Source organism: Synechococcus sp. CS-1329, assembly GCF_025128055.1.
Classification (GTDB): Bacteria; Cyanobacteriota; Cyanobacteriia; order PCC-6307; family Cyanobiaceae; genus Regnicoccus_A.
In genome coordinates, this window is record NZ_JAHLYS010000033.1 from 1 (window position 1) to 12,597 (window position 12,597).

Consider the following 12,597-nt stretch of genomic DNA (forward strand, 5'->3'; position numbering starts at 1 on the left):
CATGGCGACCCTGGCCTTGAACTCGGGGCTGTGGGTTCGGCGTTTGCTCAACTCCTTCGGAGAAGGCTTCGCCAACGTTGGGAGCCCCTTTCAGGGGCGGTGCCCCGCCTCAGAGGTTAACGATGGGCCCTGTCCAGAAAAACCAGACCACCTCACGAGCCCCCGATCCCCTGATTCAAATCAGCGGCAGCTGCTGGATCAGGTCGATCTGGCCCCCCTCCACCAGATAGCCGGAGCCGTTGATGTTTCCACCACCGAGGCTGTGGGCTTGGACATTGGCGAGGAAGAAGCTGCCGGGTGCGGCTCCATAAATTGTCGAGACATCAATGATGCCCGAGGACTCCCAGTTGCCGACACCGTTGGTGTTGGTGTCGGTGACCACACCGGGTTGGCTCTGGCCGTAGGCGGTCGGCACAGCGGTTCGATCGATCTGGGCCCAGCGCTCAGCCGGCACACCCGAGATTGGATCGACCGGGCCGCTGGGGTTCAACTTCCAGATCGACGCCTCCTGGGTGCCGAAGTTGCCTGCACTGATGTCGATGCCACCGCCGTTGGCCCGATCCTCCTGCAGGTACAGGGAGCCGTCGGCGCTCCAGGTGAGGTTGTCGGGGTTGCGCAGGCCCGTGATGGGGTCGGCGAAGCGATCGGCGTCGTAGATGAGCCGCAGGCTGCTGGCACCGGTGCTGGCCAGGCTGCCATCGGTGGCGAAGGCATCAGCGAAGCTCATGGTGTAGACGTTGCCGTAGAGATCACCGCTGCTGAAATCCTTCGTGCCGGTAGTGACAAAGGCAGCCTGCTGGCCATTGAGCGGGTTGACTTCGCCATCCTCAATACGGCTGAGCTGAAGGGCCCCGAGGCCGATCGTCAGATTGCGGAACTGGGCATCGCTGAGATCGGCGTAGCTCGTGCCGGCGGGCTTCTCGACCTTCACCCAGCTGCCGGCCAGGGGAGCACCCAGGGCCAGGGCCTTGAGGTCGTCGGAATCAGGGCCGGGGGTGTTGTCGAGACCGGTTTCCGCCAGGGCCGTGGGCACGAAGGTGTACAGTGCGCCATTGGCCTCCGCCAGGCCGTTGCGCTCCAGGAACCCACCCGCCGTCTTCTGGCCAACCCAGAGACGCAGGGGTGCCTTGGCGTCATCGAAGAGGAGCACGGCGACCGTGTTGGCGCTGCCGGTGTCGATGGCCGTGGCCGATTCCCAGGTGCCCTTGCCGAAGGCCTTCACCTGGTACAGGTCACTGTTCAGCGTATCCAGCGCGTAGAAAGCGCCACCACCTCCTCCGAACACCTCCTCGCCCGTGAGGTAGATGCGATCAGAGAAGCCGCGGCCAGCGCCGAAACTGTTGGCTTCCACCAGATTGGCGGAGCAGAAGCGATCGAATCCGTTGAGGTCGTCGCCGATCACCTTGTCGTAGGCCAGGCCACCACTGACGATGCGCGACTGGAAGCCGTTGGCCGCGTTGTCATCGACATCGATGTCGACGATGAAGCTGCTGATGCGGGAACCGGTGACCGAAGCATTGAGGCCCTCGGCGGTGTAGGCGTAGCCAACGCTGGCACCGACCTCATGGTTCACCAGCAGGGTGTAGGTGCCATCGCCATTGGCGTAGGCACCCTGTCCGTCGAAGATGCCCGGCGGCACGTAGACGCCGCTGCCCGGCGCGGTGCCGTTGGTGAACTCGCCGTTGGTGATCAGGCTGGTGATCGTCAGTTCCGGTCCGCCGGCCACGTCCTTGAGCATGGTGGCGGCGAAGGTGCCGGCACCGGCCACCGGGGGCGCGGCGACAAGGGCGCCGAGGTCGAGGATGTTCAGGGTGTTCGACACCTCGTTGGACACCACCAGCAGGTCCCGCTTGGTGGGGCTGTCCTTGGCGTCGATCACCAGCAGGCCCTCGGGCGACACGCTGCCGGCCAGCACGGTGCTGGTGACGAAGCTGGCCTGGGCGGGCTGGGTGATGTCGAACACCGCCAGCAGGCTGCTGGTGCCCCGTTCGGCACTGACGATCGCGTAGGTGCGACCGTCCAGCTTCTTGACCACCACACCTTCGGGCTCAACGCCCTTGTCGTCGCTGCGTGTGTCGTCGTACACGCCGGCGGCGATGGCGATGGTCTGCAGGGTGTTGCCGCTGTCCCACACCAGGGCGCCGGTGCTGGCATCGAAGATGCTGACGCTGCGGCTGCCGAAGGCGGTGAAGGGGGCGGTGGTGTCTTCACTGAGGGTCTTCAGTCGACCCAGGCGCCGGGTTTCATCGATGTAGGTGCCGTATTCGCGGCCATCGCCCTCGTTGGCGGTGATGAAGTAGTCCTTGCCTTTGGTGCTGAAGGCGGCCACCCCATCCGGCATACGCAGACCCGCCACGTTGTTGCCGAGAACAGGCTTGATCAGGGGCGTTCCGGTGGTGCTGGGGGAAACGGGGGGGCCGTCCCGGTCGGTGATGTCAACGAGCTGGGTGCTGAAATCGACGCTGCCGAGGGCAAAGATCGTCTCGATCGTGTTGGTCTTGAGGTTGACCTTGGCGACGCCGTTGTTCTCCTGAAGGGTCACGTAGGCATAGTTCCCCAGGATCGAGACGTACTCCGGCTCGATGTCCGTGGCCTGAGTGGTGCCTGCCGGCCCGGAGATGCGGATCCCATCCGGCAGGGTGAGCCCGGCAAAGCCAAGGTCAGTGTAGGTGAACTTCTCCTTGCCTTCCTTGCCCTTGATGTCGATGATGCCGATGCTGCCGGGGCGATCGATCGCGTAGTTCGCAATCGGCTCGCCCTCGTTGGCGATCACCAGCTTCTTGCCGTCGTCACTGAAGGCGATACCGTCGGGCAGATAACCCACTTCCACGTCCTTCAACAGGGTGAGCCTGCCGGACTTGTCAATCCGGTAGAAACGCACCAGCCCCTTGCCGGCGTTGATGCCGTAGTCGCTAGGGGAGAGGGCAACGGCCACCAGATCGTCGTGGGTGGCCACCGACTGGCTGATGTAAGAATCGAAGGAGACCCGCTGCGGCGCTTTCGGGGCAGAGGGATCGGTGGCATCGGTCACCTGCAGGGTGCCACCACCGCCGGAGGAGAGGATGAACAGCTTGCCGCGCACGTTCACGTAAGCGGAGATCTCCGTCTGGAACTGCTCGGTTGGGGAGGCGCCAGGGGCGGGAGGCGTCGGCGAAAGGTTGATGCTGGCCAGCAGGGGATTGGCCGGTGCCGGGGGCTTGCCGCGGCCGCGGCCGAAGCGATCTTCGAATCCAAACGAACCCGAGAAAAAGGAGCGGCGGAACGGGACTCCCTCTTCCAGGAAGGAGAAGAGAGACTTGATCGCTTTGGTGGCCGGCACGGAGATTTGGGACGGTTGGTGACCATCACCCTCCGGCAACAGACCCTGTGCTGTCGTTAAGGCTTGATTAGGCCAGGGTTATGTCCATGGGATTGAAGTCCAGACCACCTCCCATGGGCCTGCATGCGACCCTTCCCTGTCGCCTCAGGCACAGACACGCCCAGGGCTCAAGGAACAGTTGGTGCTCGCCATGGTCCAGCCTCCGATCGATCTGGGTGTATTCCTGCTGATCCGGTCCGAATGCGGCCGAGCGAACTATGCCGAACTGGCCTAGCACCAGAAGCGCTCGCTCACACCTGCGTTGAAGCGGATCGCCCGCAGATCGATGACATCCCCCACCAGGTAGGGCAACTGAGGGCGGATGAGCTTGAGGAAGGCACTGAGTTTCCGGGCCTCGCACTGGTTGGAGCGGAGATGGAGATCGGAGATGAACAGGGCGTCGCGCTTAAGCACGATCGATTACAAGCCGTCAGGGGGCGGATGCGTCTATCCCTACCCAAGGGCGCGCCGCGCCGCCCGTCCCGCCACCCAGATCGAACCCACCGTGGCGACCAGCCCCAGGATCCGCAGCGCCCAGGTGCCGGCGTCGGCGTCGCCGTGGAGCACCTCCCCGAAGCGGGCCACATCACCGGCCAGCTCCCCAAGGGCGCAGAACAGCACCGTGCCCGGCAGGATCGCGATCAGCCCGATCGTGTAATCCCGCAGGCTCACCTCACTGAGCCCGTAGGCCAGGTTGAGCAGGCTGAAGGGGAAAGCCGGCGAAAGGCGGGTGAGCAGCACCAGCTTCAGCCCTTCGTGGCTCACGGCCCGCTCGATCGCCAGCAGCTTCGGGAAGGCGCCAAGGCGGCGGCGGCTCCAGCCGCGCAGCCAGTGGCGGCCCAGCAGGAAGGTGACGATCGCCCCCAGCGCCGCCCCCAGAAACACAATCACACTGGCCCAGACGGTGCCGTAGAGCGCCCCGGCCAACATCGAGGCCCAGACCCCCGGCAGCAGCAGCGTCACCCAGAGGGCATAGAGCGGCACGAACGCCACCGCCCCGGCGGGGGAGCGCAGGGCCGGCAGCAGCGGCTCCAGCCAGGTGGAAGGGTCCACGGCCAGGAGGGCTGGGCTCACAGGCCCGCGAACCATTCGTAGCCCTGGTCTTCCCAGGTGCCGCGACGCACTCCGAGGCTGGAGACCACCCGCAGGCGCGTCACCCACTTGCTGAGCTTGTAGCCCAGCTTGATCGGGGTGGCGAGGCGCACGGGGGCCCCATTGGCCACGGGCAGAGGCGCCCGGTTCATGGCCGTGGCCAGGAGGGTCTGCGGATGGATGGCCGAGGCCCGGTCCCAGCTCTCGAAGTATTGATCGGCCGACTCGATCTCCACATAGCCGCCCAGGGGCGAGATCTCAGCCAGGTTGAGCACATCGGCCAGGCGCACGCCCGACCAGGTCACGATCGCCGCCCAGCCCTCCACGCAGACATGGCGCATGGTGACGCTCTGCTGGGGCAGGGCGGCCAGGGCCGCCAGATCGAGCTGGAGCGGCCGGTTCACCAGGCCCTCCACCCGCAGCCGGTAGCTGCCGGGATCCAAGCGGGGCGTGCCGTTGAAGCTGTTGATCAGCAGCGCCTCAGGATCCACCTGATCGGGCCGGAACTCCGGCACCGGGCCGCGGCCCTGCAGCAGAGCTTCGAGACGCTGGTTGAGGGGCTCGCTGATCTGCCCCACCTGCTCGCTGAGGCCATTGAGGGCGCAGCCCCCGAGCAGCAGGCTGGAGCCAGCCGACGCCCCAAGGCCCAGCAAGCGGCGGCGGCTGAGCAGTGAAGCGGGATCCTGGTGGTTCGTCATGGCAGGGCTCAGGCGAACATCGCGCGCAGCAGGCGCATCCCGCCGATCCGCCACGAGAGCAGCACGTGGGCGATCAGCAGCAGAGCGATGGCGGGGATCGTGGCGAAATGGCACACCCGCAGGGTCTGCCAGGCGGTGACACCAAAGGCCTCACCGAACGAGAACAGCCCCGAGAGCCACCAGAACTGGGCGGGTTTATACATCGCCAGGCCGGTGATCAGGCTGAAGCCCAGCAGGATCAGCATCAGCGTGTACACCAGCCGGTGACTGGCCAGTCGGCGCCTGGGCGCGTGGGCACTGGCCCTGAGGGTGCTCAGATCCCCCACCTCCGCCAACCGCCGCCGGCGCTGGGCCAGCAGCAGGGCCATCCAGAGACCGAGGTTGAGGGCGTAGAGCCCCATGAAGCCGAAATGCCAGTCGCGGCCGCCGGCCAGCCAGCCGCCGAGGGTGAACAGCTCCGGCACGGTGGCGCCCCCCCGCCCCCCGAAGACCGGATTGGCGTTGTAGATCTGCAGGCCGCTGCCGGCCATCACCAGCAGCACCAGCAGGTTGAAGGCATGAAAGGCCCGGGTCCACCAGGGGGCGGGGCGGATGCGGGCGGGCTGGACCGGAACCTCGGGCATGGGTGATGGAGATCCTCGAGGGGATACCGGTGAGCCTGGCCGATGGATTGCCGGAGACACGCCTCGGGCTGCCCATCACCGATCCCCACTCACCGATGGGTCCATCGCTGAGAGGCACGCCGCAAATCTGTATCCCGCTCAGATGGGTGCGATCGGCCTACAGGCCATCGCCGTCGATGGCGCCCGGAGGGATGTCCATTCTCCTGACTGGTAAGTTATCTCGATTCCAAATCATTTTCGGCTATGGCCCCGCGTCGCTCCAGCTTCCTTGCCGATTTCAAGGCCTTCATCAACAAGGGCAATGTGGTTGACCTTGCGGTGGCGGTGGTGATTGCCGCTGCCTTTGGCAAGGTGGTCGAGGCGGTGGTGAGCCAGGTGATGACCAGCCTGCTGGAGCCTGCGCTCAAAGCTGCCCAGGTGGACTCCATCAATGCCTGGCCGGCAGGCGCCGTGATCGTGGCGCTGATCAACTTCTTCGTGATCGCCTTCGTGGTCTTCCTGATCGTGAAGACCATCGAGGCCACCAAGCGCAAGGAGGCGGCGGTGGCACCCCCCGACACCCAGGCCCAGCTGGCTTCAGCGGTGACAAGGCTGGCCGAGGCGCTGGACCGCAAGGGGCTGTAGGGGCGACCCGCCGCTCGGAGCTGCAGATCATCGCCAACCCGCTCGATCTCCAGCTCGAAATCACTGCGCGCACAGGCGAACTGAGCCGGGCTTGACGCATCTCAGAGGCGTCTACGGTTGCTGAGCTGAATCTGGGAGTCGAGCACCATCGCCCGCCGTGAGCGATCCACCGCCCAGGGTTCCGCCCGGGGCTTTGCGTCCGGTCCACGAACCGTGAGCGCGCCGCCGGCGGGCCCGGAGGAGCAGCTGGTGGAGAAGCTGCGGCGGATCGAGGCCCTGTTCGCCAGGCCTGCCACTGACGGGGAGCGGGTGGCGGCCGAGCGGGCGCGCGAACGCATCCAGGCTCGCCTGCGGGAACTGGCGGCCGAGGAGCCACCGGTGGAGTTCCGCTTCTCCCTCTCCGACCAGTGGTCGCGTCACCTGTTCGTGGCCCTGATGCGGCGCTACGGCATCCAGCCCTATCGGTATCGCGGCCAGCGGCGCACCACGGTGATGGCGCGGCTGAGCCGCCCCTTCGTGAACGAGACGCTCTGGCCGGAATTCCTGGAGCTCCAGCAGACCCTCTCGGCCTACTTCGATGCGCTCACCGACCGGGTGATCAAGCAGGTTCTCGACGTGGAGGCCAGCGAAGCAGAGGAGCGGGCCGAGTCAGCGCAGCTGGAGCCGGTGGAGCATCAGGGGACGTTGTTGTAATACGGACCGAAGCCACAGCGGGGGCTCACTCCAGATCTGCTCACTGCCCTCCGAGTCCACGCGAACACGTCGAATCTTTCAAAGACTTACCCAGGCAGAAGCGAATCCAGCAGTCGGCCAGGATTATCAGGATCCCGACTCTTCGCCACAAAAGAAGAGAAGCTATGCCATGAACTTTCACGATCGTCAGCCAGGGCCGAACAGGCAAAGACTGGCCCAACATTCTTTAGCTTGACCAGGAAGAAATAGCCACAACCCTGCGGCTCTGGATGCAGATCATCTGCAAGATCCGTCTGGTTGAAACACCATGAACCAACCATTCCTTGCACGCTCCGCTCTACCTGAGCGCCCGTGACCTCACCACCTCACCCATTCCCCATGGCGGCCGTCTGTTCGAGCTGATCTTCGATTTCATTGAGCGCCAACTGGTGATTCAGACCAGCCTGGGAGAGACGCGTCGGGTCGCCCTTGAGCCCCGCAGTGTGGCTGAGTTCTATGGGGCGGTGATGGCTGAGTTGCACGCCCTCGGGCTCGATGTCCAGATCAGGACCACACCGTGCGAGATCGCGGACGCCATTCCATTGGAGCAGGACACGCTTCATCACCACTACGACCCTGATGCAGCCTGCCGATTCTGGAGAGCCTTGCTGCAGGCCAATCGTGCCTTCAACGACTTCCGTTCCCATCTCCCAGGGAAATGCAGCCAGCACACCTCTTCTGGGAAAGTTTCAACCTGGCCGTGACTTGCTTTCCCGGCCGGCTGGCACCGGTACACCCTGGGGGCATTGCCAACCCCCCAGGCCGGATGACCCGTTAGGCCTGCTCCCATGCAGTCATCAGTACAGGATTCTGGCCTGGGGGGAGGCGGTGTACAGGCACCTACCTTCCATTCGTATGCCTATCCAATATCACCAGGATTGGCCAAGAGCACCACCCATCCGACTGAAGCCAGCTGGAATGCCTCCCTCAGTGAGCGCCTCCTTCCCTCCGATGCCGTTGGAGCAGCCCCGCCACCCGACGACGTGCTGCTGATCTTCCTGCAGAGCACCTATGAGACTGCTGCACAAGCCCTCAACTTGGAGCGGGAACAACTGGAGAGGCAGCCGATCACAATTGTCGTGGATGGAGCGCTATCGACAGCCTGATGGAATCATGAGCGATGAGAACGCTAGAACCTGGGAGATCAGATCTCAAGGTGACTGCAATCAGCATAGGGCGATGGCTTCGTGGTAGCGAGTTCAGGGCCATGACCTACTCGCTGTTGCTACAGCGTATGATTGAGAATACCCTCACCACCAACCAACGTGAGCTGATAAATCTACTGACTATGACTGCGCGACAATCGCGAGGCAGGAAGGATGACCCCTCTCGCCCGCCGCATGCAACCAAATTCCAATGACAGAACAGCAGCGTCGTGAACGGCACGCTTTGGTATCCCCCCCGCCCCCGACTGGAAGGTCGATTGAGCGGCCCCAGGGGCTGGGAGGGATCTCCGTCGATGCCTACAGGCACACAAGATTGGCTGAGCGAGAGAAAAAGGCTCCTAATTGTTGTTGAAACACTGATCGCTCATTGGGCCAACCTGATGAGCACTGCCAGGCCTGAGCGATGAGCATCCGTACTTGTCGGGAGCAGAGATAGCGGCAGATCACAACCTGGAGCAACCGCTGATGGCGAGAAATACCCCAAAACCGAAGCAGAGAACGGCGTTAATCTGGCGCTGATGCCGTTCGGTCCAACCGCTGAGGGTCACAAGAGTGCGGCGCCCTGATGAACCCGCCAGCAGCAGGGCCAACGGCGGGGCCAAGGAGGGCAGCAAGGTGATTGCGCTGACCATCGCCACCATCACCGCCTGGGTGATCGCTGAAAGCCCTGATCGGGCCACATCCTGAATCGCAGGCAGGAACAGCACCAGGGTGGTGAGGTTCGCGGCCATGAGGCCTATCCCATACAGGAAAGACCCACGCAGAGGATGGGCAACGGGCGCGCTGGTGGCGACCTTCTGGGGTTCGGGCCGCCACAGGATTTCGATCCCGATCACCACCAGCACGACCGCCAGCACCAGGTGCAGGCAAGCTGAAACCGGGTCGGGGCCAGGGGTCCTGGCCGGCAGAGCTGCTCCTGTGCCCAGGCCCAGTGCCGTCCAGAGGGCCACCACCAGGGCCGAGCCGAGGGCAAAACACCAGCCTCTGCGCAGACCGGAGCCTGGGGTGGTGAGGGTCAGCACCTGACCCACCAACAGCAGTGGGCTTACGGCGGCCCCCACGGCCAGGGGCAGCACGTCGAGCGCGAGGGAGGTTGGCGAAGGAGCCATGGGCAGAGGCTTTCTCCCATACTCTCAGGCTGTTAGGTACACACGCCCTGCGGAGTCTTCATGCCCCTGCGCCTGCTGGCCATGGTCCTGCTCATCCTGGGCTTGCTGATCCAACCGCTGGAAGTGGGCGCCGTGCAGGTATCTCCCACCTGTCCGGCCGGCATGGAATGGATCGCCGGCGGCACGTTCCGCATGGGATCAGACGATCACTACCCCGATGAACTCTCAGCCGATGCGGTGACGGTGGAGGGCTTCTGCATCGACCGCCATGAAATCACCAATGCCGAGTTCGATGCGTTCGTGAAGGCCACGGGCTATGTGACCGTCGCCGAACGGCCGATTCCCAAGGATCAGTACCCCGATCTGGCTGAGGATCAGATCTTCAGCTGGGGGACAACCTATTCAGCGAAGCAGGCCAACACCTGGCAGTGGCGGGAGCAGGTCGATCAAATCCCAAACAAAACAGCTTCCGCGGCAAAGACTGGGCCAGGCGGGCGATATACCGCGGCGGCGGCCTTACAGGCCAGTGGCGCTTCCCAGATCAGCTTCGATGGCCTCAGGCCACCCAGTTCTCGAGGGTGAGGTTGGGATAGGCCTGAAAATCAGCCGGGTTGTTGCTCACCTGTTCAGCTCAGCCCCACCAGCCGCCACCACGCCAGCGCCGCCTGAGCCTCGGCTTCAGCCAAGTTGGCGCAGCACTCCGCCACCACCTCGGGGGGGCAGCATCAGCGCCTGCACGACGCTGCTCTCACCGGACGATCAGTGCAGGAGCCCTGGCGGAGAGCTGCGAGGTGAGCTCTCCCTACTGTGGAAGCCATTGGCAAGACAACGCTCGGATGGACCAGGCCACCCACAACCGGATCGTGTCATTCCTGTGGAGCATCGCCGACGACGTGCTGCGCGATCTGTTCAAGCGCGGCAAGTATCCTGACGTGATCCTGCCGATGGCGGTGATCAGGCGGCTTGATGCGGTTCTGGAGCCCACCAAAGCGGGGGTGCTGGAAGCCAAGACCAGGCTCGATGCCGCCGAAATCAACGAGCAGGAAGCGGCCCTGCGGGCGGCGGCAGGCCAGGCCTTCTACAACGTGTCGCCTTTCGTGCTGCGCGATCTCACCACGCGGGGCAGCGAGCAGAAACTGCGGGCCGATTTCGAGGCCTACCTGGAGGGCTTCAGCGACAACGTGCAGGACATACTTGAGAACTTCAAGTTCCGCAACCACATCCCCACGCTGTCTCGCTCGGATTCGCTTGGCACACTGATCAGCAAGTTCCTCGATCCCCAGATCGATCTGAGCCCAGCGGCGCTCGACAACCACGCCATGGGCACGGTGTTCGAGGAGCTGGTGCGCCGCTTCAATGAAGACAACAACGAGGAAGCGGGCGAGCACTGGACCCCCCGCGACGCGGTGCGGCTGATGAGCAACCTTATCTTCCAGCCGATAGCCGACCAGGTGAAGAGCGGCAGCTATCTGCTTTACGACGGCGCCTGCGGCACCGGCGGCATGCTCACGGTGGCCGACGAAACCCTGCAAGAGCTTTCGCAGGCCCATGGTCAGCAGGTGGTGACCCACCTCTACGGCCAGGAGATCAACCCCGAAACCTATGCGGTCTGCAAGGCCGACATGGTGCTCAAGGGCGAGGGCGAGAACGCCGACAACATCGTGGGCGGTGCCGAATGGTCGACCTTGTCGCACGACGCCTTTCCGGCACGGGTCTTCGATTTCATGCTCTCCAATCCGCCCTATGGCAAGAGCTGGAAGAAGGATCTCGAAGTGATGGGCGGCAAGAAGGAGATGAAGGATCCGCGATTCCAGGTGAACCACTGCGATGAGCTGCTGTCTTTGGTGACACGCTCCAGCGATGGCCAGATGCTGTTCCTGGCCAACATGGCCAGCAAGATGAACCACGACTCACCCCTAGGCAGCCGCATCGCCCAGGTGCATAACGGCTCGTCGTTGTTCACCGGCGACGCGGGCTCTGGGGAGAGCAACATCCGCCGTTGGCTGTTCGAGAACGACTGGGTGGAGGCAATCGTGGCCCTGCCCCTCAATCTCTTCTACAACACAGGTATCGCCACCTATGTGTGGCTGCTGAGCAACCGCAAAACGCCCGAACGGCAGGGCAAGGTGCAGCTGATTGATGCCAGCGGCTGGAGCCAGCCGCTGCGGAAAAATCAAGGCAAGAAAAACTGCATCATGGGTCCCGAGGATATCGATCGCGTCTTGGCCGCCTACAACGCCATGGAGGAAAGCGAACACGCCAAGATGTTCGCCAATGAGGCCTTCGGCTATTAGAAGGTGACAGTGGAGCGCCCCCTGCGCCTGCACAGCCGCATCACCCCATCCGCGATCACGGCTCTTCGCACCGCCTCGGGCGACCGGGAGATCCGCGAAGCGGCCCTGGAGCAGTTCGGCGATGGGCTGGTGGCGGAGTTCGCTGCGCTGCAGCCCCGGCTGGAGGCATTCCTCGACGACTGGGGATCCGAGGAAGCCGGCGACGAAGATGAGGGCGACGAGTCGCCGAAGCGGGGGCTGCCGGATAAACGCCGCAAGAAATTGCTGGATGGAACCACCTGGCAGCGTGACGAGCAGCTGGTCGCTGCTGCTGAGGCGCTGCGGGAGCTGTTCAGCGATGAGCTGTTCACGGATCACAACCACTTCCGCGCCGAGGTGCAGAAGGGGCTGAAGCTGCAGGGCCTCAAGCTCTCGGCCCCTGATCTGAAGCTGCTGCTGCGGGAAACCAGCTGGCGAGAGGAAGCTGCCCCCGCCGTGATCGCCAAGGCGCACAAGCCCGGCAAGATGGCTCCGGATTCGCTCCATGGCTTGTTTGAAGCTGAGATCAGCGGCAAGGCCTGCGTGGTGGAGTACGAGCCGGATGTGGATCTGCGCGACAGCGAACAGATCCCGCTGCTGGAGGAGGGCGGCATCGAGGCCTTCATCCGCCGCGAGGTGCTCCCCTTCACGCCCGATGCCTGGATCAACGCCGAAGCCACCAAAGTTGGCTACGAGGTGAGCTTCACGCGCCACTTCTACAAACCCAAGCCGCTGCGGTCCTTGGCCGAGATCGCCGCCGACATCCGCGCGATTGAGCAGGAGGCCGAGGGGCTGCTGGATGGGCTGCTGGTGGGGGCCAACTGAAGGGTGGTCATGGGCAAGGCTGAGATGCGCATGCAGCCCAACAGCCTCCATAGTGAAA

At 64.1% G+C, this 12,597-nt stretch carries 12 protein-coding genes and 1 pseudogene; 7 read left to right on the top strand and 6 right to left on the bottom strand.

What is annotated here, in order from left to right; translation table 11 throughout:
* Positions 1–175: 175 nt before the first annotated feature.
* From KQ304_RS06775 to KQ304_RS06795, 5 genes are all read right to left on the bottom strand, one after another.
* Positions 176–3,319 carry a choice-of-anchor I family protein gene (locus KQ304_RS06775; protein ID WP_259736347.1) on the bottom strand — a complete coding sequence of 1,048 codons (3,144 nt, stop codon included), beginning with the start codon at positions 3,317–3,319 and terminating at the stop codon, positions 176–178.
* Positions 3,320–3,589: 270 nt separating this feature from the next.
* Complete coding sequence (locus KQ304_RS06780; RefSeq protein WP_259736348.1) at positions 3,590–3,772, bottom strand: hypothetical protein; 183 nt, start codon at positions 3,770–3,772, stop codon at positions 3,590–3,592.
* 39 nt (positions 3,773–3,811) lie between these two features.
* Positions 3,812–4,432, bottom strand: a complete 621-nt coding sequence (locus KQ304_RS06785) for a TVP38/TMEM64 family protein (protein WP_259736349.1) — start codon at positions 4,430–4,432, stop codon at positions 3,812–3,814.
* The gene (locus tag KQ304_RS06790; protein WP_259736350.1) at positions 4,429–5,148 is read right to left on the bottom strand and encodes a molybdopterin-dependent oxidoreductase; all 720 of its coding nucleotides are present in this window, start codon (positions 5,146–5,148) and stop codon (positions 4,429–4,431) included. Before KQ304_RS06790 ends, KQ304_RS06785 begins: the two co-directional genes overlap by 4 nt.
* An 8-nt stretch (positions 5,149–5,156) precedes the next feature.
* A complete protein-coding gene (locus KQ304_RS06795) occupies positions 5,157–5,771 on the bottom strand; it encodes a cytochrome b/b6 domain-containing protein (RefSeq protein WP_259736351.1) in 615 nt (204 codons plus the stop codon).
* Positions 5,772–6,014: 243 nt separating this feature from the next.
* Between KQ304_RS06795 and mscL the strand changes: the two genes are divergently transcribed.
* The 4 genes and pseudogenes from mscL to KQ304_RS06815 all read left to right on the top strand — a co-directional run bounded on the left by mscL (position 6,015) and on the right by KQ304_RS06815 (position 8,233).
* Positions 6,015–6,395 (top strand): large conductance mechanosensitive channel protein MscL, encoded by a 381-nt coding sequence (mscL, locus tag KQ304_RS06800; protein ID WP_259736352.1) that lies wholly within the window; start codon positions 6,015–6,017, stop codon positions 6,393–6,395.
* 213 nt (positions 6,396–6,608) lie between these two features.
* Positions 6,609–7,088 carry a hypothetical protein gene (locus tag KQ304_RS06805; protein WP_259736353.1) on the top strand — a complete coding sequence of 160 codons (480 nt, stop codon included), beginning with the start codon at positions 6,609–6,611 and terminating at the stop codon, positions 7,086–7,088.
* Positions 7,089–7,411: 323 nt separating this feature from the next.
* A pseudogene (locus KQ304_RS06810) lies at positions 7,412–7,905 on the top strand (DUF5996 family protein).
* A 10-nt stretch (positions 7,906–7,915) separates the two neighbouring features.
* On the top strand, positions 7,916–8,233 hold the full coding sequence (locus KQ304_RS06815) for a DUF5996 family protein (protein ID WP_259736355.1): 318 nt from the start codon (positions 7,916–7,918) through the stop codon (positions 8,231–8,233).
* A gap of 503 nt (positions 8,234–8,736) precedes the next feature.
* On the opposite strand, the gene KQ304_RS06820 is transcribed toward KQ304_RS06815, so the two are convergent.
* Positions 8,737–9,402: a GAP family protein gene (locus KQ304_RS06820; RefSeq protein WP_259736356.1), complete on the bottom strand. Its 666-nt coding sequence runs from the start codon at positions 9,400–9,402 to the stop codon at positions 8,737–8,739.
* A 60-nt stretch (positions 9,403–9,462) separates the two neighbouring features.
* Between KQ304_RS06820 and KQ304_RS06825 the strand changes: the two genes are divergently transcribed.
* From KQ304_RS06825 to KQ304_RS06835, 3 genes are all read left to right on the top strand, one after another.
* A complete protein-coding gene (locus tag KQ304_RS06825; RefSeq protein ID WP_259736357.1) occupies positions 9,463–9,984 on the top strand; it encodes a formylglycine-generating enzyme family protein in 522 nt (173 codons plus the stop codon).
* A gap of 254 nt (positions 9,985–10,238) precedes the next feature.
* Entirely contained in the window at positions 10,239–11,696 is a 1,458-nt protein-coding gene (locus KQ304_RS06830; protein WP_259736358.1) for a class I SAM-dependent DNA methyltransferase, read from the top strand.
* A gap of 3 nt (positions 11,697–11,699) precedes the next feature.
* Positions 11,700–12,539 carry a hypothetical protein gene (locus KQ304_RS06835; protein ID WP_259736359.1) on the top strand — a complete coding sequence of 280 codons (840 nt, stop codon included), beginning with the start codon at positions 11,700–11,702 and terminating at the stop codon, positions 12,537–12,539.
* Positions 12,540–12,597: the final 58 nt, after the last annotated feature.